Source organism: Corynebacterium gottingense, from assembly GCF_007559235.1.
GTDB lineage: Bacteria > Actinomycetota > Actinomycetes > Mycobacteriales > Mycobacteriaceae > Corynebacterium > Corynebacterium gottingense.
On record NZ_VMHH01000005.1, the window covers coordinates 126964 to 152613 of the forward strand.

Below are 25650 nucleotides of genomic sequence, written 5' to 3' on the forward strand. Positions count from 1 at the left end.
AGCGTCTACCGGGGAACGACCAGTGGGCCACCGCTCACTGGGTCCGACGCCACGACTGCCGGCAGATCAAAAACGCTGTTCAGCAAAGTCTCCGTGACCACCTCGGCAGGCGCACCGACCGCACGAACCTCGCCGCGCTGCATCACGATCAGCTGATCTGAGTAGCGTGCGGCGAGGTTCAAATCATGCAACACCATGAGCACAGTTCGCCCCTCCTGATCAGCGAGGCGACGTACAAGCGACAAGACCTCGACGGAGTGAGACAAATCGAGGTACGTCGTCGGCTCGTCCAAAAATACAAGCGGAGTGTCCTGCGCTAAGACCATCGCGATCCAGGCGCGCTGGCGCTGTCCGCCAGAAAGCCGTTCGAGTGGACGTTCTGCAAACTCTGCAATATTGGTCAGCTCCATCACTGCATCGACCGCACGCGCATCCTCCGCAGAGGCCTGCCGTAGCCAGGACTGATGCGGGTGGCGTCCGCGGCTGACCAAGTCACGGACCGTGAGTCCCTCGGGTGCGACAGGTGCCTGTGGCAATACTGCAAGCTGTCGCGCAATCTCGCGGCGCTTCAGTTTCGCCGTGTCCACGCCGTTGACCGTTACCGTGCCACCATCGCGCGCAATAAGCCCAGCGGTAGCTCGCAACAGCGTTGACTTGCCGCAACCGTTCGGGCCGATGATCGTGGTGACCCCACCTTGAGGCACGTCGAGGTCAATGCCGTCAACAATGACGGAAGCGCCATAGCTCACTTTGAGATTTCGAACCTGAAGCATCATACGGACACCTTTCGTGTTGCGCGCAGCAGCGTGTAGAGCAGCACTGCACCACCAATCGCAGTTGTAGCTATCCCCACCGGCAAGTTCCCGGGCACCAGGGTGCGCACCGCTAAGTCAGCGCCGGACACGATCGCCGCGCCAGCGAGCATCGCGGTGCCTAAAGGCGGCGTCGCTGTTTGCGTGATCTTGCGTCCGATCTGTGGGGCTACGAACGCCACGAATGCTATCGGACCAGAGGCTGCGACGGCCATCGATGCCAGCACTACAGCCATGAGCATGAGGATGAGTTGCATATGCCGTGGCTCTACCCCGAGGCCAGCAGCCGTATCCTCACCTAACGAGAGTGCCTGAAGATTGAAGGCTGCCCACCGCAAGAACGGAACGACGACTGCCAGCGCAATAAGTACGGCGAGTGCATCGCGCCAGTTCGAAGACCCCACCGAACCGGTGATCCACGCCTGCGCTTTGCCCACATCGCGATAGTCGGCGCGAACGAGCAGGAACGAGGTATATGCCATCACCAGCGCATTGATGATGATCCCGGCGAAGACAAGCTGGAAAGACCCGAGACCCGCGCCACGGCTCAGCCACCAGATTGCCGCAGACACTGCCAATCCACCGAGGAATGCACTGAGCGGGACCCCCAGAAGATGCAGCAGCATTCCGGAGCTTCCACCAGCAAGTAACGCAGTCAACGCGAAAGCGGAGGCACCCGAGGTGACGCCCAGAATGTCTGGGCTCGCCAATGGATTCCTCGTGATGGTCTGGAAGATCGCCCCCGCAAAACCCAGCGCAGCTCCTACTCCCAAAGCTGTCACTACCCGCGGCAGACGCCACTCAATAATCACCGTACGAGCCAATTCCGTGGTTTGGCCCATGAGCGCAGAAACAATATCCCGGACCGTAAGCTCGAAGTCTCCGACCATGACACCCCCAAGGGCCGCGGCGAGAGCCAACACCGCTAGGACACCATTCGTCACGAAAACCCGCATCACAGTTTCGCCCCTTTACGCAAGAGGTACAGGGCGAACGGGGCGCCAACAAAGGCGAGCGTGATACCCACCTGCAATTCGCCGGGCCGTGCGATGACGCGGCCAATGACGTCGGCAAGCAAGAGTAGCGAGGCCCCAGCCAGCGCGGAGCAGGGCAGCACCCAGCGGTAATCGGGCCCGGTGAAGGCGCGCACAAGGTGCGGAACAACCAGGCCAACGAACCCGATTGGGCCCGCCCCAGCCACCGCGGCGCCAGTAAGCAATGCAACCAGAACGATGCCCACGGCACGCGCGATGGGGACGCTCACCCCAAGTCCACTTGCCACGTCGTCTCCCAAGTTCAAGAGGTTCACCCGATTGGCCGTGGCAAAGGCCCCCACAAGCCCGAGGAGAATCACCGGGGCGAGCACCGCAGCCACCTGCATGTCGCGCCCAGCGATAGCACCCGCTGTCCAAAACCGCATCTCGTTGAGGCTTTGCGTATTCGTCAGCACAATGCCACTGGTAAGCGCACTACAGACCGCGCCCAGCGCAGAACCACCGAGCACGACCATGATTGGGATAGATCCCAGGCTCCTCATGCTAAGCGCGAACACGAGCGCCACCGCGAGTATTGCGCCGAGGAAGCCCACCCCAACAGTGCCCAACACCGTCATGGAGCCGTGAAAGGAAATAGCTGCCGCCACTGCGAGCGCCGCACCGGGCCCTACGCCCAGCAGGTTTGTGTCTGCGAGCGGGTTTCGGGTGTGGCCCTGCAGCAGCGCCCCCGCTGTACCTAGCGCTGCCCCTACCAACAGGCCGAGAAGGGTGCGCGGAACTCGAAGTTGTGCAATGATCTTCGCCTCGTCGCTGGCCGCCTCGAGTTGTTCGGCGCCTCCCGAGAACGCCAGCGTGATTCCGTCGCGAACCGCGCTCACCGTTGCCGCGAACCCCATTTCGCGCGCCCCGAACAGAAGCGACACTAATGCTGCGCACACGGTGAAAGCCGCAAGGAAAGCGACAAGCCCTACACGTTTATCCACGTTGTAACCCCGTTATCGCCAGTACCCCATAAACGACACGTGGTGGCGAGGCACACCTGCCTCTTTCACCAGGAGCCGCCGCATCGCCGTCACAGCCGTGTTCTTCCCTGCGATCCAGTAGTAGGTATGCCCTGCAGTACCCGAAGCGGGGGCGATAGATTCACCGCCGCTGGAGTACGTGGGTGTCTCCCAGACCATGTCGAGGAGGGCCTCATCAACTGGCTCTAGTTTTCCAGCTCCCGAAGATACTGAGGCACAGCGGGATGCGACATCGTCTTGCAGTTGTGCACGAAGTAAATCCCCGTGGTCGACGTCGTGGTGTTCGCGGCAGTGCCAGCGGACGTCGACCTGCGCAGGGGCATCGATGGGCAAGTGGTTGCCGGCCGGTACCTCAATGTCAGCAGACCCGGCGAGACCCCCGGGCCAATCCTCCAAGATGCGGGCTATTGCTGGAAGCGCGGTTTCGTCACCATAGAGGCATGCCATTGCTGCAGACCCCGGATTGAATTCGATGCCAACACCGGAATCATCGTCGCGGGTCGGCCCAATTATCAGGAGCTGCTGGCCAGGTTGCGCGTCCTCCGCCCATGCCGAGGCGGGACCGGGGTTGTCACTGTGCAGAACAAAATCCACATCTATTTCATCAGGGCCGTCGGCGCATCGTCGGAGCTCTCGAATCGAGTAGGTACGGAGGTGCCCGCGCGTGCGCTCCGGCATCGCACGCCACGCGTCCCACCATCCTTCCTCTGGGAGGCTGAGCATTCCGCTGGCAGACGGGATCAGCAGCTTGATGCGCAAATCCCTGATGGGTACGGCAGGCCCCATTGCATCGACCCCGGTGAACGTCACTCGTTGGAAATTCGGCGCGACACGTTCACTACGGAGGACGGTTGCAAGGAAAGGCCTAAAACTCACCCTGCAGACTATATAGGATTGCCTTACCTAAAGGAAGAAGGGCGGGCTGTCGGCCCCCTAGTGCCCGCGTGCCTGGTTCAGTGCCTCGCCGTCCTCGAAGTGCGGGCGCAGGTGGTTATCAAACAGGGACAGCGCCGCGCCGATGGCCATGTGCATGTCCAAGTACTGGTAGGTGCCCAGGCGACCACCGAAGAGCACCTTGTTCTCGCGGGACTCCTCGGCAGCAAGATCGCGGTACTTCTTCAGCTTTTCGCGGTCCTCGGGCGTGTTGATCGGGTAGTACACCTCGTCGCCGTCCTCGGCGAAGCGGGAGAACTCCTTCACAATCACCGTCTTGTCGGCAGGGTATGCCTCCTGCCGCTCCGGGTGGAAGTGGCGGAACTCATGGATGCGGGTGTACGGCACGTCCGCGTCGTTGTAGTTCATCACCGGGGTGCCCTGGAAGTCGCCGGTCTCCAGCACTTCGCGCTCGAAGTCCAGGGTGCGCCAGCCCAGGTGGCCCTCGGCGTAGTCGAAGTACTGGTCCACGGGCCCGGTGTAGACCACGGGTGCGTCGGGGGATTCGGCGCGCAGCTCATCGCGGACGTCGAAGTAGTCGGTGGACAGTTGGACGTCGATAAGCTCATGCTCCGCCATCTTCTCCAACCAGGCGGCGTAGCCGTCGACCGGCAGGCCCTCGTAGGTGTCGTTGAAGTAGCGGTTGTTAAAGGTGTAGCGGACCGGGAGTCGGGAGATAATCTCCGGCGGCAGGTCGGTGGGGTCGGTCTGCCACTGCTTGGCGGTGTAGTGCTTGACAAAGGCCTCGTAGAGCGGCTTGCCAATCAGCGCGATGCCGCGCTCCTCCAGGTTGGTCGCGGCGGCCGGGTCGAGCCCCTCGCGCTGCTCCTCGATGAGCTTGCGCGCCTCATCCGGCGAGTAGTACTTGCCAAAGAACTGGTTGATCAGGCCCAGGCCCATGGGGAACTGATACGCGGTGCCGTCGTGCATGGCAAACACGCGGTGCTGGTAGTCGGTGAAATCCGTAAAGCGGTTCACGTACTCCCACACGCGCTTGTTGGAGGTGTGGAAGAGGTGCGCGCCGTATTTGTGCACCTCAATACCGGTGTCCGGGTCCTTTTCGGAGTAGGCGTTGCCGCCGAGGTGGTCGCGCTTTTCCACGATCAGCACGCGCTTGCCCAGCTCGCTCGCGGCCTGCTCCGCCACGGTCAGCCCAAAGAATCCGGATCCAACAACGATGAGGTCATAAGTCATGGCCTCAATCTTTGCATATCTGCTTATCGACGTAGCCCTGCCCGACACGACGACACGCCGGAAGTCTCAAGACTTACTTTAGACTTTAGATTCCTCTACACTGCTCAACAGATAACTGTTTTCACATCCGCCACAGGAGTTTCCAGGAGTCCTACCGTGCAACAACGCAAACGCCTTAATCCGGCGCCCACCCGGACGTCGCCGCTGCTGACCACCACCGTGGCCGCAATCCTCACCGTGGCCGTCGTCGCCGCGGGCGCCTTCGGCGGCAACCACATCCTCAACGTCCAGTCGGTCGGCGGCGCGGACGCCGAAATCTACTCCGACACCGCCTCCTTTGACACGGGCAACAACACCACGGTGGACGACGCCGCCGTGAAGACCCAGGGCGGCGACTCGCAGGCACGCCGCGTGGTCAAGGAGTTCAGCCGCGACCGCGAGTTCAACCTCTTCGGCCTGACCTGGAAGGGCGACCGCGACATCGTCGCCTACGTACGCTCGCAAAAGGCCGACGGCTCCTGGACCGAATGGTTCGAGATGGACCACGCCGACAACGCGCAGGGCGAGACCAACGGCACCGAACCGATCTTCGTCGAATCCACCAAGCGCATCCAGGTCTCCACCGGCAACGTCGACCTGCTGGATGAGGGCCGCACGGACTCCGCCGCCCCCACCACCGCGAAGGACCTGCAAGCCGTGTTCCTGGACGGCGGCAGCGGCAACGCGAACCCCATCGCCCCGGCGGCCGACTCCTACACCCGCGGCATGCCCAAGGTGATCACCCGCTCCCAGTGGGGCGCGGGTGCCTCCTCCAACCCCACCTACACCGAGCCGGTGACGGCGGCGACGGTGCACCACACCGCGGGCTCCAACAGCTACTCCGAGGCCGAGGCACCGGGCATTGTCCGCGGCATCTGGCAGTACCACGCCCGCAACCTGGGCTGGGGCGACATCGGCTACAACGCGCTGGTGGATAAGTACGGCAACATCTACGAGGGCCGCGCCGGCGGCCTGGACCGCGCCGTCGAGGGCGCGCACGTGGGTGGCTTCAACCAGAACACCTGGGGCGTGTCCATGCTGGGCGACTACGAGACCGCCTCCCCCACCGAGGCCGCCATCAACGCGATGGGCGAGATCATCGGCTGGAAGGCCGCCGTCGCCGGCTTCGACCCGATGGGCTCCGACTACCACTACGCCGACTTTTCCTTCCCGGGATCCCGCTACCCCGCGGGCCAGGGCGCGATGTTCCCCAACATCAACGCCCACCGCGACTTCCACTACAACGCCTGCCCGGGCCAGAACCTGTACAACCGGATGGGCGACATCCGCCGGATTGCCAACCGCAAGTACGACAGCCTCAAGGGCTCCACGGGCCTCGACTCCATCCTCAACCCGTCCAAGCCGAGCAACAACGGCGGGATTGATAACGGCCTGCCCGACAACGCCAACCCCGACGTCGAGGCCACCGACACCACCGTCGGCGACCTCTCCTCCGCCCTCGGCTCCAGCGACGCCGACACGGAGACCGTGACCAACCCTGACGGCACCACCACGACCGTGGTCCGCCCGAACGGCGACGCGCAGAAGGCGAAGAGCAACGTCTCCCTCGAGGGCCTGGCCGCCGGCGACGCCGTCGCCATCGCCGCCGCTGCCGGCACGCTCGCCGGCCTGGTCATCTTGTACGCCAACTCCCGCGGCCTGTTGCCGGGCGCCACCAAGTCCGTCGCCGGGATGGAGATCATCCCCGGCCTGACCGTGCAGCAGGTCACCCCGTACATCGGCCCCGCGCTGCAGGCGGTGGGCAAGCAGGACCTCGCAGACGTGTGGTCCCAGTTCGAGCCGACCCTCGGCGCGATCACCGCCGGCGTGGGCGGCCCGCAGGTGGGCGGCCGCGAGTACGCCTTCTTCCAGAAGGGCATCGGCGTGAAGGACCGCCAGGGCCAGATCTACACGCTGGCCGGCAAGGTGGCGGACGCCTGGCTCCAGCAGGGCATGGACGCCGGCCCGCTCGGCATGCCGCTCTCGCAGCAGCGCACGCTTGGCGACGGCACCGTCCAGGTCACCTTCCAAGGCGGCGCCATCAGCTACAGCCCCGCCACTAACGCGGTAAACATCACGACCAACTAGGCCGTCAGGCCCGCAGCTAGGCCTGGTCGTAGGAGCGGCGCACCGCGTCCTCCCACCGCGCCACCAGCCGGTCCCGTTCGGGGCCGGCCCACGTGTTTTCCCAGGCAGTGGTGGGGCCGAGGGACAAGGGGGCACAAATAAGCTTGGCCCCAATGCCCGCAGCCGACGCCGCGCCCATCACCGTGGTTTCCGTGTTCGCAGGGCGCTCGACGCGAAGGCCGAGGATGTCGGCCTGCATCTGCATGAGCAGGTCATTGGTGGTCATGCCGCCGTCGACGCGCAGCTCCGTTGGCTCGCCGCCCATCGCGCGCACCACCTCGAGCGCCTGCAGGCAGGTGGCCTCGAGCGCCGCGCGGGCGATGTGGCGGCGATCCACAAACCTGGTCAGGCCCGTGATCACGCCGCGCGCGTCGGGGCGCCACCGCGGCGCGAACAGCCCGGAGAACGCCGGTACGATCACCACCCCGCCGCTGTTGTCCACCTGCGCCGCGAGCCGCTCCGACTCCTCCGCGGTGCGCAGGATGCCCAGCTGGTCGCGCAGCCACTGGATCAGGGAACCACCGACGGCCACGGAGCCCTCCTGCGCGTACACCGGCGGCTCGCCGTCGATCTGGTACGCCACGGTGGTAAGCAGGCCGTCGCTGCTGATTCGCGGCTGCGCACCCGTGTTGAGCAGCATGAACAGCCCAGTCCCGTAGGTCATCTTCGCCTCGTTCTCGCGCAGGCAGTGCTGCCCGAACAGCGCGGCCTGCTGGTCGCCCAGCACGCCCGCGATGGGCACCCCCGCGAGCGGGCCGCGGCGGCGCACGGTGCCGGACGTGCCTATCGACGCCCGTATCTCCGGCAGCAACCGCCGCGGAACCCCAATCTCCGCGCATAGGTCCTCGTCCCACGCAAGCGTGCGCAGGTCCATGAGCAGGGTGCGCGAGGCGTTCGTGACGTCGGTGACGTGCAGCGCGCGCTCCGGTTCCCGCGCCCCGCCGGTGAGGTTCCAGATCAGCCAGGTATCGATGGTTCCGGCGAGCAGCTCGCCGCGCTCGGCGCGCTCGCGCGCGCCATCGACGTTGTCCAGGATCCAGGCCCACTTCGGTCCGGCCGGGTAGGAGTTGTGCAGCAGGCCGGTCCGCTCGAGGTAGCGGCCCGGGTCGGCGTCGCTTTCCGGGTTGGTGCGGGTGTCCTGCCACACGATCGCGTTGTAGATCGGCGCGCCCGTCGCCTTGTCCCAAATGACGGCGGTTTCGCGCTGGTTGGTCAGGCCGAGCGCGCCGATGTCGTCCTCGGCGATGTCGGCCTCCGCCATCGCCTCGCTCAGCGCGCGGCGGGTGTTGCGCCAGATCTCCATGGGGTCGTGCTCGACCCAGCCCTCGCGTGGCATGTGCTGGATGTGCTCGAACTGCGCCTGGGCGACGACGCGTCCTTCGGTGTCCGTGATGACCGCGCGGGTCGAGGTCGTGCCCTGGTCAATGGCGGCGATGAGAGGCATGCCGACAATTGTATGGTGTGTGGGCTAGAACCAGTGTTCCAGCACCTGCGCCACCCCATCTTCGGAGTTGGTGGCGGTGGTGTAGTCGGCGGCGTCGAGAAGCGCGGGCGCGGCGTTACCCATCGCCACGCCCATCCCGGCCCAGGCGAGCAGCTCGAGGTCGTTGGGCATGTCGCCGAACGCGATGACCTGGGAGGGCTCAATGCCGTAGCTGGCGGCGAGCACGGACGCGCCGGTCGCCTTGTTCACGCCCGGATGGGACAGCTCGATGAGGCCCTCGTCCATGGAATAGGTCAGGTGCGCGTCCTCCGGCTCGATGGTGGGCGCGACCAGGTCGAACAGTTCCGCGGAGCGCAGCTCCGGGCAGCGCACGAGCAGCTTGGCGGCGGGCTCGGCGACGATTTCCGCGGCGGTGCCGATACCAAAGCTGCTGTCCCAGGCGTCCCGGTTGTACTCGGGGGTGATGAGGAAGCAATCCTCCTCCGGGTCGAGCGCGCTTTGGCCGACGCGCTCCACCCCAAAGCCGTGCTGCAGGCCGTGCGGGGCGAGCGCCTTACCGACGGCGTCGACGACGCGCTGCATCGTCTCCGGCGCGAGCTCGAAGGAGCGCACCACGGTGTCCTTCACCGGGTCGTAGACCACGGCACCGTTCGCGCACACGCAAGTCGGCGCGATGGGCAGCTGGTCCAGCACCGGCATGAGCCAGCGGTGGGGGCGCCCCGTGGCCAGGGCGAACTTGGTCCCCGAGCGCACCGCGCGGACCACCGTGTCGCGCAGCCTCGGGGTCACCCGGCCGGTGGGGGTGATGAAGGTGCCGTCGATGTCGCTGATGATGAGCTTGGGGGCGTGCATGGGGTTAGGTGCCTTTCTTGGCTTGCTTCGCGGCCTTTTTCGCCTTGCGTTCCGCGCGTTCTCGCTCGTACATCTCGGCCGCCTGCTCCAGCGTGGGCGCGCCGCCGCCGAGGGAGGCGGGCACCCACTTGTCGCCGGGCGCAAACGGGCCGAACTCCGCGTCGTACTCGGCGCGGGACTGCTCAAGCATGCGCTGCATCGCCTGCTTGAGCCGCGCCGTATCGGCCTCGGCGTCGCCGGTGACCTCGACCGGTGCGCCGTAGCGCACGATCACGCCGACGCCGCGGAACTTTTTGGGCAAATCTTTGGTCCAGATACGGTGCGAGCCCCAGATCACGCACGGGATCAGCGGCGCGCCCGCCTGCGCGGCGATGCGTGCCGCACCCGTCTTGAAGTCCGCGAGCTCGAAGGAGCGCGAGATCGTGCCCTCCGGGAAGATGCCGACCAGGTTGCCGTCGCGGAGGCCGCGCACGGCGGCGTCGACAGCCGAGCCCCCGTTGTCCCGGTCCACCGGCACGTGCTTCATGGTGCGCAGCAGCGTGCCCAGCACAGGGATGTCAAACACGCCCTTCTTCGCCATGTAGCGCAGCAGTCGTCCGCCCTGCAGGAGCGGGCCGGCGCCGGTGAGCATGAAGTCGTAGTAGCCGGTGTGGTTGGCGGCGATGATCGCGCCACCGCGCTCCGGGATGTGCTCCGCCCCCACCACGCGCACGCGCATGCGCTGCAGGCGCAGCAGGCGATTGAACATGCGCACGGTGAACGGGTAGAGCCGCTCCTTCGACTCCACCGGGTGCTTCGCCGGGGCCCGGTAGTCCGCCGGGACGGTGAGCCCGCGCAGCGTCTTCCACTGCGGTGCGGTGCCCATTAGGCCTCGAGCACTTCCTTGCCCACCCACGGCTGCAGCGCGGCGGGCACGCGGACGGAGCCGTCGGCCTGCTGGTTGTTCTCCAAGATGGCCACCAGCCAGCGGGTCGTGGCCAGGGTGCCGTTCAGTGTCGCGGCGATCTGGGTCTTGCCGTTCTCGTCGCGGTAGCGGATGTTCAAGCGGCGGGCCTGGAAGGTGGTGCAGTTGGAGGTGGAGGTCAGCTCACGGTAGGTGTGCTGCGACGGCACCCACGCCTCGGTGTCAAACTTGCGGGCCGCGGAGGAACCGAGGTCGCCCGCGGCAACGTCGATGACGCGGTAAGGCACCTCCACGTCGGCGAGCATCTCGCGTTCCAGACCGAGCAGCTTCTGGTGCATGTCCTCTGCCTCTTCCGGCTTGCAGTAAACAAACATTTCGAGTTTGTCGAACTGGTGGACGCGCAGGATGCCCTTCGTGTCCTTGCCGTAGGAGCCGGCCTCGCGGCGGAAGCAGGAGGACCAGCCGGCGTAGAGCAGCGGGCCGTCGGAGAGATCGATGATCTCGTCCTGGTGCAGGCCGGCCAGCGCCACCTCGGAGGTGCCCACCAGGTAGAGGTCGTCGCGCTCGAGGTAGTAGATCTCCTCGTCGTGCTCGTCCAGGAAGCCGGTACCCGCCATGATCTCGGGGCGCACCAGCACCGGCGGGACGACGACCTTGAAGCCGGCCTCGCGCGCCTTCTTCGCAGCGTGCATGAGCATGCCCAGCTGCATCCAGGCACCGTCGCCGACCAGGTAGTAGAAGCGGGCGCCGCCGATCTTGGTACCGCGCTTCATGTCGATCGCGCCGAGCGCCTCGCCCAGGTCCAGGTGGTCCTTGACTTCAAAGTCGAACTCCGGAACCTCACCAACGTGCTCGAGCACGACGAAGTCCTCTTCTCCACCGGCGGGTGCGCCCTGGATGGGGTTCGGGATCTTAAATTGCAGCGCCTTGACCTTGGCCTCTGCCTCCTCCTGCTCGGCCTCGGCGGCCTTCACGCGCGCCTTGAGCTCGTTCGAGCCCTCCAGCAGCGCCGGGCGGTCCTCCGGCGCCGCCTGCCCAATCTTCTTGCCAAACGCCTTCTGCTCACCGCGCAGCTCGTCCGCCGCCTGGATCGCGGCGCGGCGCTGCTCGTCGGCGGCAATCAGCTGGTCAACCAGCGCCGGGTCCTCACCGCGGGCGGTCTGGGATTGGCGTACAACGTCCGGATTTTCGCGCAGGAATTTCAGATCAATCACAAGCACTCACTCTACCTTGTCGCCGCCCCACCGCAGCCGGGAATGGGGCGTGGCGTTGCGCACCGAGCTTAGCGACGCACACCACATCCCATTTCACCCCAGCTGGTCATAACCAGCGCGGTATGGTGGAGCTATGATCACCAACGGCCCGATCCCCAAACACGCCCAGCTGCGGGCGCTGTTGGAGCGGCGCTGCGCCGAGGAACTCGCGCCCGGGGACCTGCTGCCCGGCGAGCGGGCGCTGGAGGAAGAGTACGGCGTCTCGCGCATCACGGTGCGGCGCGCAATTGGGGACCTCGTCGCGGACGGGAAGTTGCGGCGGGTGCGCGGCAAGGGCACGTTCGTGGCACCGTCGCCGCTAGTGAGCCGTATGCACCTGGCGAGTTTTTCGGAGGAGATGCGTGAGCAGCGGGTGGACGCGGCGTCGATAATCTTGCACTCTGGCCTCGCCACTCCCCCGCTCGACGCGGCCGAGTTCTTTGGCACCGCGCCGGAGACCCCGCACATCCAGCTACGCCGGCTGCGGCTTGGCGACGGCCAGCCTTACGCCGTGGACGACGCCTGGTACAACGCGGCGCTCGTGCCGGATCTGCTCGAGCACGACGTGGAGCAATCCGTCTACTCGCTACTCCGTACCCGCTACGGGCTGCCCATCACCGAGGCAGAGCAGACCGTCACCGCAGCGAGCGCCACGGCCGCCGACGCGAAGGCGCTGGAGGTGCAACCCGGGACCGCGCTGCTGCGCATCGTGCGGCGGGCCGGAAGCGGCGCGCAGCCGGTGGAATACTGCACCTCGTGCTACCGCTCGGACCGCTACTGGCTGACCACCCGCATCGGCCAGGACGCCGACCGCGGCGAGCAGTTGCCTAGTATGTAAGGCATGGTTTCGACTTCCAACGCCACCCGCGCGTTCCTCATCGCCGCGCTCGCCGGCTCGGTGGGCATGGGTTCCTACGCCATGACCACCGACGCGAACGCCCCAGGCGGGGGCACGAACGGCGAGCAGGGACAAACCCAGGCGCAGACCAGCGAGCACGGTGCGCCTCCAGCGCCGTTTACCACCGCTGACCAGGGCGCTTGCCTGACCTGGGACGTGGCCGAAGACGGCAGCGTCACCGGTTTTGAGCAGACCGACTGCGCCACCGAGCACCGCTTCGAGGTGGCCTCGCGCCAAGACCTGGCCATCTACCCCACCTCCGAGTTCGGGCAAGACGCACCCATGCCCAACCCGACGCGCCAGGCCCAGCTGCGCGAGGAGCTGTGCGGCGCGTCCACCCTGCGCTACCTGGAGGGCAAATACGACCCGAACGGCCGCTACTCCATCGCGCCGATCCTCCCGCCGGCCGCGGCCTGGGAGGCGGGCGACCGCACCATGCTGTGCGGCCTGCAGGAGACCAACCGTGCGGGCGCGCAGCTGCTCACCACGGGTCGCGTCGCCGAAGAGGACCAGGCGCGCACCTTCGCGCCCGGCGAGTGCGTGGCCATCGACGGCGCGAACAACGCCACCGTGGTCGACTGCGGCCAGCCGCACCAGATGGAGATCACCAGCAAGGTCGACCTCGCCCCGGTCTTCCCCGACGGCACGCCGTCCGTGGAGGACCAGGACAAGTACCTCGGCGACGCTTGCACCGAGGCCGCCCACACCTACCTGGGCAGCGAGGAGAACCTGTACCAGATCTCGCTGCAGCCGTTCTGGACCACGCACCAGCCCGCTTCGTGGGAGGGCGGCTCGCACAGCGTGAACTGCGCGCTCGTCTTCTCCTCGCCCAACGGCGGGTTCTCCGAGCTCACGGGCTCGGCAACCGGGGGCCGGGAGGCGTTGCTTATCGACGGCACCCCGCCGCCAGAGCGACCCCAGCGCCGCCCGCTGCGCGAGAACCAGACGCCGGCCGCCTCCTCCGCCCCGGCCTCGCCTGCCCCAGAGGCTGCCCCAGAGGCTGCCCCGGAGACTGTGCAGTAATGGTCGAGGTCAGCGACGAGGAATTCGAGGCGATGATCGACGACGCCCTGGACACTATCCCCGACGAGTTTGCCCGCCGGATGACCAACGTGGTCATCCTTGCGCGCGAGTTCAACGAGGACCAGCCCGAGATCCTGGGCTTGTTCGAGGGCGTGCCGCTGCCGGAGCAGCACGCCAACCACACCGGCTACCTGCCCGACGCGGTGTTCATTTACAAACAGCCGCTGCAAGCGATGTGCCACTCCGTGGAGGAGCTGCGCCACGAGGTGGACGTGACCGTCAAGCACGAGGTGGGCCACTACTTCGGCATGGAGGAGCACGAGCTCCACGCCCTCGGCTGGGGCTAGCGGGAGCGCCCGGCGCGGGCCGCGTCGACCCACTCTGCGGCCGCGGCGATGCGCGCGTCGCGCACCGGGTGCGGCTCGCCGGCGCAGCGCGGCCACGACCCGAGGAACCGGATCCGCGAGGAGCGCAGGTACACCCCGCGCAGCGCCTCCGCCACCGGCGCGTCATCGATGTGGCCGACGAGGTCGGCGAAGAAGTTGTACGTGTTCGGTTCCTCGCGGGTCGGGCGGGACTCGATGCGCGAGAGGTCCACGCCGCGGTAGGCGAACTCCTGCAGGATGCCCACCAGGCTGCCGGGTTCGTTGGGCGTTTGGAAGACGATGGAGGTGCGGTCGTTGCCCGTGCGCGCGAGCGGGGCCGCCACCGGGCCCGCGAGGACGAAGCGGGTGCGCGCCGCCTCCAGGTCCGCCACGTTGCGGGCGTGAATCTCAAGCCCGAAGAGCTCGGCGGCGCGCTCCGGGGCGGCGGCGACGTCGGCCGCTCCATCGGCGACCTGCTGCGCTGCGGCCGCGTTCGAGGTCGCGGCCTGGAAGGTGGCGCCCGGCGCGTGCTCGCCCATCCACCGTTTCACCTGCTGGTAGGCGACGGGGTGGGTGGCGAAACGGGTGGCGTCGAGAAGCGATTGCCCCTTGCGCGTCATGATGGCAAACGCGATCTCCAGCTCGGTTTCGGCGAAGATCTGCACGCCCGGGGTGGCTAGGAGCGCGTCCGAGGTGGTGGTCACGGCTCCGTCGACCGAGTTCTCGATGGCCACCACCGCGCGGTCGGCCCGCCCCTCGGCCACCGCGGCGAGCGCCTCCGCCGGCGAGTCCACGGCCACGAGCTCTGGCGCGGGCAGCGCGAAGGCGTGCACCGCCTGCTCAGTAAACGTGCCGGCAGGTCCCAGGTACGCGATACGGGTCATGGGCTTAAAGTTATCGCATGCGCCGCCGCCTCATCACCGAAATTATTCTCGTGCTCGCAGTCACCTTCGGCATGAGCGGGCTTCGCTCCGGGCTCAAGCTTGTCGACGCCCTCCTCACCGCCCCCTTAAACGAGCAGTCCACCACGCTGGTGCAGCAGGCTTCGAGTATTGGCTGGTTGGACCTGGCCATGCAGGTCGCCTCCGCGGGCACGCTGTTCGCGTGGGGCGGGCTGGCCTGGTACCTCCTTGGGTCCCGGTGGCGCTGGCCCCAGTGGAAGGACTGGGCGCACGCGGCCGGGTTGGCCGCGCTCATCGGGCTGCCGGGCCTGGCGTTCTACGTTGGCGCGGTGCACCTCGGCCTGTCCAAGGTGGTGGTGCCCGCCACGGAGGCGGTGCAGATCCCCACCTCACTGCTGTGGGCGCTGGCCAACGGATTCGGCGAGGAGGTCGTGGTGGTGGCCTACCTGGTGACCCGGCTGCGGACCCTGGGGTGGGCACCTTGGCAGGCGGTCGCGGCGTCGGCGGTGCTGCGCGGCTCCTACCACCTCTACCAGGGCGTTTCGGCGGGCGCGGGCAACATTGTGATGGGCGTAGTCTTCGCGGGCTACTTCCTGTGGCGGAGCAGGCGCGCAGAGGGCACGACGCCTGCGGTGGCAGCCGTGTGGCCGCTGGTGCTCGCGCACTTCCTCATCGACGCCGTCGCGTTCGTGGCGTACCCGCTTGTAGACCTCTCTTGGCTGGGCATCTAGATATACTCACCGTGCCAGTCGACTCCGCTAGTTTTTGCAACGGTCACACGTCCTCGCAATCCGTCAGGATGCAGGCCCTGGGCGCTGAAGAGCACGTGTCTACTCCTTGGAATTCATGCGCTGCCTAACAAGCTGGCAAATCAGTGCCACCCCGGCCACGGCAGCTGCAGAGCTACAGAGAACGGTAGGCGCCGCCTGTGCCGCTACGAGCAGTGAGCCAGCAGTCGCGCCCAGTGCTGATCCCAAGTAGTTAGCAGAGGCATTCGCGGCTACGGCAGTGGCGCCGTCAGCCGGGTTTGCCTGGAGAAGGATGTGCTGCTGGGGCGCAAGTGAGGCCCACCCGCACATTCCCCAAACAAATAGGCTCGCAACCAGAAGCCAGACGGTCTGCCCCTGCGTCATACCGAGCAACGCACAGATGAGCCCCACGAGGATGGTCACACTGAGACGCAGCGGATTGCGCCGATCCATGAGTCTGCCTATACTTAGCGCACCCACCGCGCCTCCAACGCCCCAAACCCAAATCGCAAGAGTCTGGTGTGCGGCGAGACTTCCTACGGACAAAATCACGGTCATATATGTATAGAGCCCCAGAGAAGCTACGCCAGTCAGCAATGTCACTGTCACCGTGAGTAAGTTCTTGGGGCGTGCGATCGATCGCAGCCGGTCGCCCGCACCCGACGCAGGTATTGTCGGCAGTTCTCCTCCCCGCACAGCAACTCCCACTAGTGATGCGCAACCGATAGCCACGATCAACAAAATGGCGGCTCGCCACCCCCAGCGATGCGCCAACTCCAAGCCTATCGGGACACCGAACACGGTACCAACTGCCAAACCCGCAAGGACCAGGGCTAACGCGCGTCCCCGGCGTTCTACTCCCACGAGTTCGGCGGCAACCGCGGACGATAAGGGCGAGTACACCCCCGCTGCCGCGCCAGCCACTATTCGGGCAACCAAGAACACCACGACGGTCGACGAGAGCGCTGTAGCTACGTTCGCCACTGTAAAAACCAGAAGGGACAGGATCAGACTTCGTCGTGATCTCCGACCCGCACGCCCAGCCAGCAGGGGTCCTGCTACTGCATATGCGCCAGTGAAGGCCGCCACCCCCAGGCCCACGGTGGATTCGCGTGCATTCATGGACGAGGCAATAGCAGGAAGAAGACCGGCAACAACGTAGGCGTCTAGCCCGAGAGCAACACTGCCCACCACGAAGGGCCAAAGCCGCCCCATCAAGCCCGTCCCGCCTTCGTGTCGACGTTGGCGATCACAGCCGCAAGCACGCCCGGGAACAACTGATCTAGATCCTCACTTCTCAGCCGTATGAGACACGCACGACCTTCACTCCGCGTCCATGTCACACCCGCATCGCGCAGCATGCGGGTGTGATAAGTCAGGGTCGACCGAGGAAGATCGTCTGCGAGCTCGAGACTATCGTGCTCACCCCCGTCCGCTAGGCGGCGAATCATCTCCAGACGCGTGGGATCGCTCAGGGCTGCCAACACTCTAGCCAGTGTGATCTCATCTGTTTCTGGATGGTGGTATGTGCGAGGGGACATGAAACCTCCTTCAGTCGTGCAGTAATACCTGCATGATAATCGTGCAGCAATTGTTGCACAACTCTTCTTCGGTAGCTTCCAATCGCCCCCTTCCAGGGCATCTAGTGGCGGATTTCCCGGCGAACTCCCAGCGCGCGACGCTACGAAGCAGTAGGTCCCACGCGCCACAACCGTTACACTAAGTGCATGTCTTCGACGCCCCACTCCAACGACCCACGCGATCACCTGGGGGAGTTCGTGCTGGGCAAGGATGGAAAGCCCCTGGTAGACCGGTACGGTCGGCCTATCCGCAAGCGCAGCGCGCGCCAGGAGCCGCCCCGGCAGCAGGCGCCGCGCCAGGAATACGAGCCGCGGCGCGTCCCCGAATTCACCCGCGTGGAGCGCCCCCGCCAGCAAGCGTCACGGCAGCAAGCGCCCCGCCAGGAGTACCAGCCCCGTCGCACCCCGCAGTACTCGCGCCCGGTGCCCGAGCCCGCCCGCGAGCCGGTGCCGTCGCAGGTGTCGCGGGGGCGTCGAAGGGGACCGAAGCGGCGTCGAAAAGCGAAAGCCCCAGGCTGCGGCGTCCTCTTCCTCGCGCTGATCGTGCTCGTGGTGGTTGGCACGCTGTTTACCGACGCCCGCCTCACCCGCATCCAGACGCTCCCGCCCGAGCAGATTGCGAACACCTCGGGCACGAACTGGCTGCTCGTCGGCTCCGACTCCCGCCAGGGGCTAAGCGAGGAAGACGTGGAGCGCCTCGGCACGGGCGGCGACCTGGGCACAACCCGCACCGACACGATCATGCTGCTGCACCTCCCGCTGCACGGGAAGCCGACGCTGATGTCCATCCCGCGCGATTCGTACGTGGCCGTCCCCGGCTACGGCTACGACAAGATCAACGCCGCATTCGCGTACGGCGGCGCCCCGCTTCTGGCGCAGACCGTCGAGGAGAGCACGGGCCTGCACATCGACCGCTACGCCGAGATCGGCATGGGCGGGCTGGCCAACGTGGTCGACGCCGTCGGCGGCGTGGAGATCTGCGTGCAGGAGCCGATCGACGACCCCCTGGCCAACATCTCCGTCCAGCCCGGTTGCCAGAAGATGGACGGCGCGACCAGCCTGGGCTACGTGCGCACCCGCGCCACCGCACAGGGCGACCTGGACCGCGTCATGCGGCAGCGCGACTTCCTCGGCGCGATGCTGGACAAGGTGACCTCGCCCGCCGTGTTCCTCAACCCCTTCCGCGTGGTCCCGCTGCTGTGGACGGTGCCGACAATGTTTTCGGTCGGCGAGGGCGACCACATCTGGAACCTGGCCCGCATCCCGCTGGCGATGCGCGGCGGCATCAACGCCGAGACGATCCCGCTCGGCGGTTTCGAGGACACCGAGGTGGGCAACGTGTTGCTCTGGGACGAGGCTGCGGCGGAGGAGCTCTTCGCGTCCCTGCGGTAATCACTTCAGCCCCGCCCACGCCGAGGACGTGTTCTGGGGCAACGCCGCAAACTTCTACCGGCTCTACAGGTAGTCGTAGTTGATCTCCGTGTCCGGCGCGAAGAAGACGCAGCCGCCCTCCATCGGGCGCAGGTAGATCGTGTCGCCCTGGTCCACGTTGATACCGCGCGGCACCTTCACCGTGATGCGGTCGCCGCGCACGGCGATCACGTCATCGGCTTTCTCCTCGCGGCTGCCATAGACGTACAGCTCGGAGCCGAGGTGCTCCACGATGTCCACGCGCACCGGCAGGCCGTACTGCTCGCCCGGCTGGTTCACGCCGAGGATCTCCCAGTTCTCGGGGCGGATGCCCACGATCACGCGGTCGGACTGCACCTTGGCCATCTGCTCCGCCGGCATGTGGTAGTCCAGCGCGTGGTCCTTGCCGCCCGCGACGCGGCCGCCAACCACCGGCACGTTCTCAATCAGCGTCATCGCCGGGGAGCCGATGAAGGTGGCGACGAAGGTGTTGCCCGGGTTCTCGTACAGCGTGTTCGGGGCGTCGACCTGTTGGATGATGCCCTTCTTCAGCACGCAGACGCGGTCGCCCATAGTCATCGCCTCGGTCTGGTCGTGGGTGACGTAGACCGTGGTGGTGTTCAGCTCCCGCTGCAGCTGCAGGATCTGGGCGCGGGTAGACACGCGCAGCTTCGCGTCCAGGTTGGACAGGGGCTCGTCCATGAGGAAGACCTTCGGCTGGCGCACGATCGCGCGGCCCATGGCCACGCGCTGGCGCTGGCCGCCGGACATGGCGGACGGCTTGCGGTCGATGAGGTCCTCGAGCTCGAGCATCTTCGCCGCGAAGTTCACGCGCTCCTCAATGGTCGCCTTGTCCACCTTGGCGTTCTGCAGGGCGAACGCCATGTTCTGGCGCGCCGTCATGTTGGGGTACAGCGCGTAGGACTGGAACACCATGGCCACGTCTCGGTCGCGGGAGCGGGTCTCGGTGACGTCGCTGCCGTCGATAAGAATCTGCCCCTCGTCAACCGGCTCCAACCCGGCGAGCATGCGCAGCGTGGTGGACTTGCCGCAGCCCGACGGGCCAACAAGCACCAGGAACTCGCCGTCGGCGATCTCCAGGTTGAGGCGGCTGACCGCCGGCGGCTTCTGCGGATCGTAGATCCTGGAGGCCTGGCGGAATTCAACAGTGGCCATGATGTCCTTTCAGGTGGTGCGAAATGTGCAGGGTGCGGGCTTAGAGCTTCGGTGTGATGTCGCGGTCGATGACGCCCTGGGTCTCCTTCTGCAGGTCGGCGAAGGTCTGCTCAACGTCCTGGCCGCCGACGGTGATGCGGTCGAGCGCGCCGCCGATGCGCTGGCCGCCGCCCGAGACGAACACGCGGGCGTAGTCCTGCGGCTTGGTGTTCTCGTTCAGCTGCTTGATCGCGGTCTCCGCGTTCGGGTTCTCCTCCAGGAACTTCTTCTCCTCCGGATCCTCCAGGGCGTCCTTACGCACCGGCATGTAGCCAGTCTTCTGGGAGAATTTGATGGTGTTCTTGGTGTTGGTCATGAAGTCGATGAACTTCACCGCGTTGGCCTTGCGCTCATCAGAGATGCCGTTCGGCACGGCCAGGCCGGCACCGCCGGTCGCGGCGGACGGGCCAGGGCCGGGCAGGTAGGTGGTGATGAACGGGATGGTCGCGGTCTCCTTCAGGCCGCCGAGGGAGCCGGTGGACTCCAGCAGGCCGGATGCCTTGCCCGAGCCGAACGCGACGGTCGGGTCGGTCGCGATCTCGATGTGGCCCTCCTTCACCTGGTCCTGCAGGAACTTGCCCGCCTCGATGGACTCAGGGGCGGTGAAGTTCGGCTCCCACTCGTTGGAGTAGGACCCGCCGAATGCCCAGATCATGCCCTGGAAGTACCAGTCCAGGTAGTTGGAGCCGTCCGGCACGGTCACGGCCGGCTTGTTCAGCTTCTCCTTGATAGCGGTCGCCCACTCGTCGAACTCCTGCCAGGTCTCCGGGCCGCGATCAGTCGGCAGGCCCGCAGCCTCGAGGTCGTCGGTGTTCCAGTACATCAGGTTGGTGGAGCGGGAGTACGGGACGCCGTAGTGCTTGTCGTTGTAGGTGTAGTCCTCGCGCAGGGTGTCAACGTAGCTGTCGGCGTCGATGTCGTTCATCTCCCACAGCTCATCCAGCGGGGTGGTTGCCTCGTTGAGCGCGAAGTTGAACCAGGTGACGTCGGAGGCCACGAGGACGTCTGGCTGGTCGCCGCCGGCCAGCGACGCGTTGAAGCGCTGCGCCACCTCCTCGTAGTTGGAGCCCGCGGTCACCAGCTCGACGTGCAGGTCCGGGTTCTCCTCCTCAAACTCCTTGATCATTTCCTCTTCCAGGTCGCGGGAGGAACCCGGGTGGTTGGACCAGAAGGTGATGGTGTTGGCATCGCCGGAGTCCTTGGAGCCGTTGGAGGCGGTGGTGGAGCCGCCTGCGCAGGCGGTCAGCGAGACGGTGGTGAGCAGTGCTGCGCCGAGGGCGGCGATGCGCTTGGTGTGACGGGACATGGTGTTTCTCCTTGATGTGTTGTTGGAAGTGTTGCGGTTGGTGGGGGTGACGGTGGCGTCGAGAAGCGCCTAGCCCTTCACCGCACCAGCGGTGAGGCCCTTGATCATCGGCTTCTGCAGGATGAGGAAGATGATGATCATGGGCAGGGTGGTCAGCACGGTGCCGGCCATCACCGGGGCCCAGTTGGTCACGCCCTCGGCGTCCTGCAGGCGAGTCAGGCCGACGGGCAGCGTGGCCGCCGCCGGGGTGTCCGTGATCAGGAACGGCCACAGGTACTGGTTCCACTCGTTGACCACGGTGATCAGCACGAACGCCGAGAGCGTCGGCCAGGACATGGGCAGCACCACGCGGAAGAGCGTGGTAAAGAAGCCCGCGCCGTCCATGCGGGCGGCCTCCAGGATCTCCGGCGGCAGCGACTGGAAGTGGTTGCGCATGAGGAACGCGCCGAAGGCGACGCCGGCCAGCGGGATGATCACGCCGGCGTAGGTGTCGCGCCAGCCCCAGGAAGCCACCAGCGAGTAGTTGGAGATGATGGTGATCTGGTTGGGCACCATCAGCGAGGCGATGATGAGCAGGAACAGCAGGTTTCGGCCCGGGAAGCGGAGGAACGCGAAGGCGTAGGCCGACAGCACGCCGAGGACCACCTCAATGACGGTGAGCACGAGCGTGATGATGACGGAGTTCTTCAGGTAGCTGGCAAAGCCGGAGGTCTGCCACACGTACGAGTAATTCTCCGCCTTGAACGGGTTGGGCCAAAACGAGATCGGGTCCGAGTAGACGTCCTGGAACGACTTAAAGCTGGTGATGAAGATGAAGTACAGCGGCACCATGATCACCAGCACCGTCAGCACGAGCGCGATGTAGCCCAGCACTTTCACCGCCGGGTGCGAGTGGTCCATCGGCGCGCCCTTGCGCTTGCGCTGCGTTTCCGTGATTACCGGCTCCGCGTCGGACTGGGAGCCCGGCACCGGGGGCAGGTCGCCCCGGGGAGCGGAGTGCGTGACCGCCGGGATGGTCTGCTTCGTAGACATCTACTTCTCCATCCTTTCCTGCATTTTCACCTGAATGACCGTGATGATGAGGACCACGAGGAACATGATCGTGGCCACCGCGGCGCCGTAACCGGCGCGGTTGTTCACAAACGTCTCCTGGTAGACCTGGAACACCATCGTGGAGGTGCCGTAGCCGAACGGACCGCCGCCGGTCATGGCGTTGATGATGTCGAAGACCTGGAAGGAGTTCAGCAACACCGTAATGAGCAGGAAGAAGGTCGTGCCGCGCAGCTGCGGCAGGACCACGCGGAAGAAGTGTCGCGCCGGCGAGGTGCCGTCGATCTCGGAGGCTTCGTCCAGGTCGCGGCGGCGCCCCTGCAGCGCGGCGAGGTAGATGACAAAGACGTAGCCCACGTTCTTCCACACGTAAGTGACGGTGACCATGAACAGCGCCCAGTTCTGCTGTTGGTAGAAGTTGGGCACGTCCACCCCGATCTTGGCCAGGAAGAACTGGATGAGGCCGTAGGAGGGGTCGAAGACGAACTGGAAGGCCACGCCGATCGCAGCGCCGGCGATGACGTAGGGAGCGAAGACCATGGAGCGCACCGCGGCGCGGCCGAACAGCTTCTGGTCCAGCAGCAGCGCCAGCGCCAGCCCGATCACCATGGAGCCGGCGACAGCGAAGAAGGTGAACACGACGGTGTTAAACACCACGCGCCCGGTGTCCGGGGCCTGGAACCAGTCGAGGTAGTTCTGCAGGCCGACAAAGTGCATCGTCGGCGAGGAGATGTTCCAGTCGTAGAAGGAGATGCGGATGTTATCTACCAGTGGCCGGTAGGTAAACAGAATGAGGAGCAGCAGGTTCGGACCGATGAGCAGCGCAGCCAGGCCGATCTGCCGCCAATCAATCTTCCGTTTGCGCGGGTTGCGCGCGTACTCCTCGGAAACCTCCGGGACTTCGGAGACCGCGGGAATCCGCGCGCGCGTCTGCGATGTGGGTTGCATGCGCAAGAACTTAGAGACCCCAGGTGAACATCCGGTTGACAGAAAGTTCTACCTGAGAAAACTACTTGCAAACTTCAAGAGATCTGCAAGAGATGTACAAAAGCTCTGCCCGACAACTGTCTTTCAGCTGGGTTTAGATGGTCACCTGGCGCGACTTGATGTTGTCCAGCTGCTTGCGCTCTGCGGCGGTGAGCTGCGCGTCGTTGGCCAGCTCCGCCTCCAGCTTCACGTTCAGATCCTTGAGCGCCTCCGCGTAGGACTCTGGAGCGACCTCCGGGTCCAGGTCCCACACCGGCACGACCACGCCGTGGGTGCGGAACGCGCCCGCGAACTTCGTGCCCTCGCCCAGCACCAGCTCGCCCTTCGCGGCGATGCGCGCGAGCGCGTTGAGCACCTGCGACTCGTTGTCCTCCGTGCGGATCCACCGGATGTGCGCCTTCCCGCCGCCCGGGTTGACCCACCACACGGCGCCCGGCACGCCCGCGCTGACCTCGGCGGACGGCCACACAGCGCCGTTCGCCTGGTTCATCGCCTGCCGCAGCTGCGCGGGGACGTCCTCACCCTCGGCGAACCACCAGTTGAAGTCGTTGTGGACGGTGATCTCGGGGGTGAAGGTGGCGTCGATAAGCGCCTTCAGCTCCGGCTGGCTCCCGTCGGCGGCGGTGGACTGGAGCGTCTCGCCCGGCTCCGCCTCGAGCACCCAGCTCAGCGCGTACGCGAGGTCGCGGCCGGGGTTTTGCGAATGCGCGCCGACCTGCAGGGCCACGAGGCGCTCGCCGCCCTGCGCCTCCTCGCGCACCATCGCCGCGGCCGCGCCCGGCAGCACGGTGGCCACGGTGACATCCTCGCCGTTGACCTGGAACTTCGCGCTTGCCGACGGCACGAACTCCTGCAGCGCGATCAACTCGGCCTCAGCGGCGAGCCCGCCGAACGGGCGGGGATCCTTCTGCAGCGCCTCGCGCTCCTTCGCGCGCGCGGCCATTTTGGCCTGGCGGCGGCTCATGCCCTCGGGCAGGTCCTCTTGCTTCTTACGCTTCTTCTTAGCCATGCGGTCAAATCTACCGGAAGCGCACTACTCGCCCGCGAACGTTTCCAGCGCGAGCTGCGGCAGGTCCGTGGCCATGAGGTCCACCCCGCTGGCGCGGCACCACTGCATCTCGCGCGGCAGATTGACGGTCCACACGTAGGACGGCTGGTCGGCCGCGCCGAGCGCCTCCGGTTCCGCCTGCGCCTGGCGCACGGATGGCCCCGGGCCCGTGGCCTGGCCAACGTCCACCGGCAGCGGCTCGGTGGGGTCCATCAGGGCAAAGGAGCGCAGCTCGGGGAGCAGCTCGCGGAAGCGCTCGATCGCCTCCGGGTTGAAGGAGATGAGGTGCACCTGCTCGCCGGTGTCCATGCCGTGCGCGCGCACGATCCGCGCGACCTCCTCGTCCAGCTTGGCGCCGAACGGGGACGGGTGCTTCGTCTCAATGAGCAGGTGCTTGCCCGGGTACTGGGCGAGGAGGTCGAGCAGCTCGCTGAGCAGCATGATCTGCTGCGGGTCCTCCGGAGTGCCGAAGTTGAGCTGGCGGATCTCCTCCAGCGTCAGCTCCGCGACCTCACCGGTGGCGCGCTCGCCGTCGGCGGTCATGGCGGTGCGGTCCACGGAGGGGTCGTGGATCACCACGGCCTGGCCGTCCTTCGTCATGTTCACGTCGCACTCGATGCCGTAGATGTCCAGCTCGAGCGCCTCCTCGAAGGCGCGGCGCGTGTTCTCCGGGTAGCAGCCGTTGAATCCGCGGTGCGCAACGATGCCAGGAACGTTAGAACTCATGTCCTCTCCCTAGCTCGCAGGTGCCGGGGCGGGCACGCTCGTGGCGTCCACGCGCGCGAACGTCTCCAGCGCCAGGTTGGGCAGGTCGGTGGCCAGGACGTCCACGTTGTGCTCGCGGCACCACATCATCTGCCGCGGCGTGTTGACGGTCCACGTGTACGTCTTCAGCCCACGCAGCCCGACCAGCTGCTGTCGCGCCTGCAGGTGCTGGATGGACGGGCCGACGCCGTACGGGCGCGACAGCATGGTGCCGCGCGGGTTCCACCGCTTCTCGCGCACGCGGAACAGGTAGTAGGTCTCCAGCTGCGGCGCCATGTGCGTGAAGTAGCGCACCGCCTTGTGGGAGAAGGAAATGATGTGGATGCGCTCGTTGTGCAGCAGCCCCGCGTAGGTGAGCACGCGCAGCGTCTGCTCGTCCACCTCGGGCCCGTAGAGGGTGGGGTGCTTCGTCTCGATGTAGAGGTGCTTGTCCGGGTAGTCCTGCATGAGCTCCAGCAGCTCCTCCAGCAACATGATCTGCTGTGGGTCCTCGTCGGTGCCGCAGTTCAGCTCGCGCAGCTGCGCGTAGTCCATGCAGTCGACGCGCCCGCGCCCGTTCGTGGTGCGCGAGACGTTCGCGTCGTGGAAGACGATGAGTTTGCCGTCGCGCGAGAGGCGCACGTCGCACTCGATGCCGTGGATGGGAAGCTTCAGCGCTTCCTCAAACGCTCGCCTGGTCAGCTCGGGGTACATGCCGGAAAATCCGCGGTGCGCAACAATGTTCGTCTGCCTCACAGTGCCCAAACCTACAACGGGTTGCGCCCCCGCGCGACCGGA

25 protein-coding genes are annotated in these 25650 nt (G+C 66.2%); 6 read left to right on the forward strand and 19 right to left on the reverse strand.

All coding sequences use genetic code 11. The features are described 5' to 3' along the window. Nucleotides 1-5 precede the first annotated feature (5 nt). From FPH17_RS07490 to glf, 5 genes are all read right to left on the reverse strand, one after another. Nucleotides 6-776 (reverse strand): ABC transporter ATP-binding protein, encoded by a 771-nt coding sequence (locus tag FPH17_RS07490; RefSeq protein ID WP_154879520.1) that lies wholly within the window; start codon nt 774-776, stop codon nt 6-8. Continuing rightward, nucleotides 773-1702, reverse strand: coding sequence for a FecCD family ABC transporter permease (locus FPH17_RS07495; RefSeq protein ID WP_167496794.1), 930 nt, complete (start codon nt 1700-1702; stop codon nt 773-775). Before FPH17_RS07495 ends, FPH17_RS07490 begins: the two co-directional genes overlap by 4 nt. Before the next feature lie 65 nt (nt 1703-1767). Continuing rightward, the gene (locus tag FPH17_RS07500) at nt 1768-2790 is read right to left on the reverse strand and encodes a FecCD family ABC transporter permease (protein ID WP_244288079.1); all 1023 of its coding nucleotides are present in this window, start codon (nt 2788-2790) and stop codon (nt 1768-1770) included. Between the two features lie 12 nt (nt 2791-2802). Beyond that, nucleotides 2803-3705 (reverse strand): siderophore-interacting protein, encoded by a 903-nt coding sequence (locus FPH17_RS07505; protein WP_095278983.1) that lies wholly within the window; start codon nt 3703-3705, stop codon nt 2803-2805. A 57-nt stretch (nt 3706-3762) separates the two neighbouring features. Further along, complete coding sequence (gene glf, locus FPH17_RS07510; protein WP_154879524.1) at nt 3763-4956, reverse strand: UDP-galactopyranose mutase; 1194 nt, start codon at nt 4954-4956, stop codon at nt 3763-3765. A 156-nt stretch (nt 4957-5112) separates the two neighbouring features. Between glf and FPH17_RS07515 the strand changes: the two genes are divergently transcribed. After that, entirely contained in the window at nt 5113-7083 is a 1971-nt protein-coding gene (locus FPH17_RS07515; RefSeq protein ID WP_154879526.1) for an N-acetylmuramoyl-L-alanine amidase, read from the forward strand. 16 nt (nt 7084-7099) lie between these two features. On the opposite strand, the gene glpK is transcribed toward FPH17_RS07515, so the two are convergent. Genes glpK through serS form a run of 4 tightly spaced genes read right to left on the reverse strand, consistent with a single transcriptional unit; the run spans nt 7100 to nt 11536 of the window. Beyond that, on the reverse strand, nt 7100-8566 hold the full coding sequence (gene glpK / locus FPH17_RS07520; protein WP_154879528.1) for a glycerol kinase GlpK: 1467 nt from the start codon (nt 8564-8566) through the stop codon (nt 7100-7102). Between the two features lie 24 nt (nt 8567-8590). Then, complete coding sequence (locus FPH17_RS07525) at nt 8591-9418, reverse strand: HAD family hydrolase (RefSeq protein WP_154879530.1); 828 nt, start codon at nt 9416-9418, stop codon at nt 8591-8593. Between the two features lie 4 nt (nt 9419-9422). Beyond that, nucleotides 9423-10283 (reverse strand): lysophospholipid acyltransferase family protein, encoded by an 861-nt coding sequence (locus FPH17_RS07530; RefSeq protein ID WP_154879533.1) that lies wholly within the window; start codon nt 10281-10283, stop codon nt 9423-9425. Beyond that, nucleotides 10283-11536, reverse strand: coding sequence for a serine--tRNA ligase (gene serS, locus FPH17_RS07535; RefSeq protein ID WP_095536086.1), 1254 nt, complete (start codon nt 11534-11536; stop codon nt 10283-10285). Before serS ends, FPH17_RS07530 begins: the two co-directional genes overlap by 1 nt. Nucleotides 11537-11669: 133 nt before the next feature. Between serS and FPH17_RS07540 the strand changes: the two genes are divergently transcribed. Genes FPH17_RS07540 through FPH17_RS07550 form a run of 3 tightly spaced genes read left to right on the forward strand, consistent with a single transcriptional unit; the run spans nt 11670 to nt 13843 of the window. Further along, nucleotides 11670-12413, forward strand: a complete 744-nt coding sequence (locus FPH17_RS07540; protein WP_154879535.1) for a GntR family transcriptional regulator — start codon at nt 11670-11672, stop codon at nt 12411-12413. 3 nt (nt 12414-12416) lie between these two features. After that, on the forward strand, nt 12417-13496 hold the full coding sequence (locus tag FPH17_RS07545) for a septum formation family protein (RefSeq protein ID WP_154879537.1): 1080 nt from the start codon (nt 12417-12419) through the stop codon (nt 13494-13496). Further along, entirely contained in the window at nt 13496-13843 is a 348-nt protein-coding gene (locus FPH17_RS07550) for a metallopeptidase family protein (RefSeq protein ID WP_095278888.1), read from the forward strand. The genes FPH17_RS07545 and FPH17_RS07550 overlap by 1 nt, the downstream gene beginning before the upstream one ends. Here FPH17_RS07550 and pheA read toward each other — a convergent pair. Further along, nucleotides 13840-14745, reverse strand: a complete 906-nt coding sequence (gene pheA, locus FPH17_RS07555; protein ID WP_154879539.1) for a prephenate dehydratase — start codon at nt 14743-14745, stop codon at nt 13840-13842. The two genes, FPH17_RS07550 and pheA, sit on opposite strands and share 4 nt — an antisense overlap. Before the next feature lie 17 nt (nt 14746-14762). Here pheA and FPH17_RS07560 point away from each other — a divergent pair, with 17 nt between their 5' ends. Next, complete coding sequence (locus tag FPH17_RS07560; RefSeq protein WP_154879541.1) at nt 14763-15494, forward strand: CPBP family intramembrane glutamic endopeptidase; 732 nt, start codon at nt 14763-14765, stop codon at nt 15492-15494. A gap of 99 nt (nt 15495-15593) precedes the next feature. Here FPH17_RS07560 and FPH17_RS07565 read toward each other — a convergent pair whose 3' ends face one another. Together FPH17_RS07565 and FPH17_RS07570 are read right to left on the reverse strand one after the other, a co-directional pair. Next, nucleotides 15594-16727, reverse strand: coding sequence for an MFS transporter (locus tag FPH17_RS07565; RefSeq protein ID WP_238397384.1), 1134 nt, complete (start codon nt 16725-16727; stop codon nt 15594-15596). Continuing rightward, nucleotides 16727-17053 carry an ArsR/SmtB family transcription factor gene (locus FPH17_RS07570; RefSeq protein WP_154879545.1) on the reverse strand — a complete coding sequence of 109 codons (327 nt, stop codon included), beginning with the start codon at nt 17051-17053 and terminating at the stop codon, nt 16727-16729. Before FPH17_RS07570 ends, FPH17_RS07565 begins: the two co-directional genes overlap by 1 nt. A 186-nt stretch (nt 17054-17239) precedes the next feature. Here FPH17_RS07570 and FPH17_RS07575 point away from each other — a divergent pair, with 186 nt between their 5' ends. Next, nucleotides 17240-18484 (forward strand): LCP family protein, encoded by a 1245-nt coding sequence (locus tag FPH17_RS07575; RefSeq protein WP_154879547.1) that lies wholly within the window; start codon nt 17240-17242, stop codon nt 18482-18484. Between the two features lie 63 nt (nt 18485-18547). Here the strand turns inward: FPH17_RS07575 and FPH17_RS07580 are convergent, their stop codons facing one another. The 7 genes from FPH17_RS07580 to FPH17_RS07610 all read right to left on the reverse strand — a co-directional run bounded on the left by FPH17_RS07580 (nt 18548) and on the right by FPH17_RS07610 (nt 25608). Continuing rightward, a complete protein-coding gene (locus tag FPH17_RS07580; protein WP_154879549.1) occupies nt 18548-19678 on the reverse strand; it encodes an ABC transporter ATP-binding protein in 1131 nt (376 codons plus the stop codon). Nucleotides 19679-19718: 40 nt separating this feature from the next. Continuing rightward, nucleotides 19719-21023: an ABC transporter substrate-binding protein gene (locus tag FPH17_RS07585; protein ID WP_154879551.1), complete on the reverse strand. Its 1305-nt coding sequence runs from the start codon at nt 21021-21023 to the stop codon at nt 19719-19721. Between the two features lie 69 nt (nt 21024-21092). Next, nucleotides 21093-22055 carry a carbohydrate ABC transporter permease gene (locus FPH17_RS07590; protein ID WP_154879553.1) on the reverse strand — a complete coding sequence of 321 codons (963 nt, stop codon included), beginning with the start codon at nt 22053-22055 and terminating at the stop codon, nt 21093-21095. Then, nucleotides 22056-23021, reverse strand: a complete 966-nt coding sequence (locus tag FPH17_RS07595; protein WP_095278879.1) for a carbohydrate ABC transporter permease — start codon at nt 23019-23021, stop codon at nt 22056-22058. Nucleotides 23022-23154: 133 nt separating this feature from the next. Next, on the reverse strand, nt 23155-24069 hold the full coding sequence (locus FPH17_RS07600) for a DUF5926 family protein (protein WP_154879555.1): 915 nt from the start codon (nt 24067-24069) through the stop codon (nt 23155-23157). A 24-nt stretch (nt 24070-24093) separates the two neighbouring features. Next, a complete protein-coding gene (locus FPH17_RS07605) occupies nt 24094-24834 on the reverse strand; it encodes a glycerophosphodiester phosphodiesterase (RefSeq protein WP_154879557.1) in 741 nt (246 codons plus the stop codon). 9 nt (nt 24835-24843) lie between these two features. After that, nucleotides 24844-25608, reverse strand: a complete 765-nt coding sequence (locus FPH17_RS07610; protein WP_244288080.1) for a glycerophosphodiester phosphodiesterase family protein — start codon at nt 25606-25608, stop codon at nt 24844-24846. Nucleotides 25609-25650: the final 42 nt, after the last annotated feature.

Excerpts from the sequence above, each read along its gene's own strand:
- FPH17_RS07550 (WP_095278888.1), top strand. The coding sequence starts at position 13,496 with ATGGTCGAGGTCAGCGACGAGGAATTCGAGGCGATGATCGACGACGCC.
- FPH17_RS07545 (WP_154879537.1), top strand. The coding sequence starts at position 12,417 with ATGGTTTCGACTTCCAACGCCACCCGCGCGTTCCTCATCGCCGCGCTC.
- pheA (WP_154879539.1), bottom strand. The coding sequence starts at position 14,745 with ATGACCCGTATCGCGTACCTGGGACCTGCCGGCACGTTTACTGAGCAG.
- FPH17_RS07595 (WP_095278879.1), bottom strand. The coding sequence starts at position 23,021 with ATGCAACCCACATCGCAGACGCGCGCGCGGATTCCCGCGGTCTCCGAA.
- FPH17_RS07495 (WP_167496794.1), bottom strand. The coding sequence starts at position 1,702 with ATGGTCGGAGACTTCGAGCTTACGGTCCGGGATATTGTTTCTGCGCTC.
- FPH17_RS07525 (WP_154879530.1), bottom strand. The coding sequence starts at position 9,418 with ATGCACGCCCCCAAGCTCATCATCAGCGACATCGACGGCACCTTCATC.
- glf (WP_154879524.1), bottom strand. The coding sequence starts at position 4,956 with ATGACTTATGACCTCATCGTTGTTGGATCCGGATTCTTTGGGCTGACC.
- glpK (WP_154879528.1), bottom strand. The coding sequence starts at position 8,566 with ATGCCTCTCATCGCCGCCATTGACCAGGGCACGACCTCGACCCGCGCG.
- FPH17_RS07600 (WP_154879555.1), bottom strand. The coding sequence starts at position 24,069 with ATGGCTAAGAAGAAGCGTAAGAAGCAAGAGGACCTGCCCGAGGGCATG.
- FPH17_RS07575 (WP_154879547.1), top strand. The coding sequence starts at position 17,240 with ATGTCTTCGACGCCCCACTCCAACGACCCACGCGATCACCTGGGGGAG.
- FPH17_RS07580 (WP_154879549.1), bottom strand. The coding sequence starts at position 19,678 with ATGGCCACTGTTGAATTCCGCCAGGCCTCCAGGATCTACGATCCGCAG.
- FPH17_RS07490 (WP_154879520.1), bottom strand. The coding sequence starts at position 776 with ATGATGCTTCAGGTTCGAAATCTCAAAGTGAGCTATGGCGCTTCCGTC.
- FPH17_RS07585 (WP_154879551.1), bottom strand. The coding sequence starts at position 21,023 with ATGTCCCGTCACACCAAGCGCATCGCCGCCCTCGGCGCAGCACTGCTC.
- FPH17_RS07605 (WP_154879557.1), bottom strand. The coding sequence starts at position 24,834 with ATGAGTTCTAACGTTCCTGGCATCGTTGCGCACCGCGGATTCAACGGC.
- FPH17_RS07565 (WP_238397384.1), bottom strand. The coding sequence starts at position 16,727 with ATGGGGCGGCTTTGGCCCTTCGTGGTGGGCAGTGTTGCTCTCGGGCTA.
- FPH17_RS07570 (WP_154879545.1), bottom strand. The coding sequence starts at position 17,053 with ATGTCCCCTCGCACATACCACCATCCAGAAACAGATGAGATCACACTG.
- FPH17_RS07590 (WP_154879553.1), bottom strand. The coding sequence starts at position 22,055 with ATGTCTACGAAGCAGACCATCCCGGCGGTCACGCACTCCGCTCCCCGG.
- FPH17_RS07560 (WP_154879541.1), top strand. The coding sequence starts at position 14,763 with ATGCGCCGCCGCCTCATCACCGAAATTATTCTCGTGCTCGCAGTCACC.
- FPH17_RS07530 (WP_154879533.1), bottom strand. The coding sequence starts at position 10,283 with ATGGGCACCGCACCGCAGTGGAAGACGCTGCGCGGGCTCACCGTCCCG.
- FPH17_RS07540 (WP_154879535.1), top strand. The coding sequence starts at position 11,670 with ATGATCACCAACGGCCCGATCCCCAAACACGCCCAGCTGCGGGCGCTG.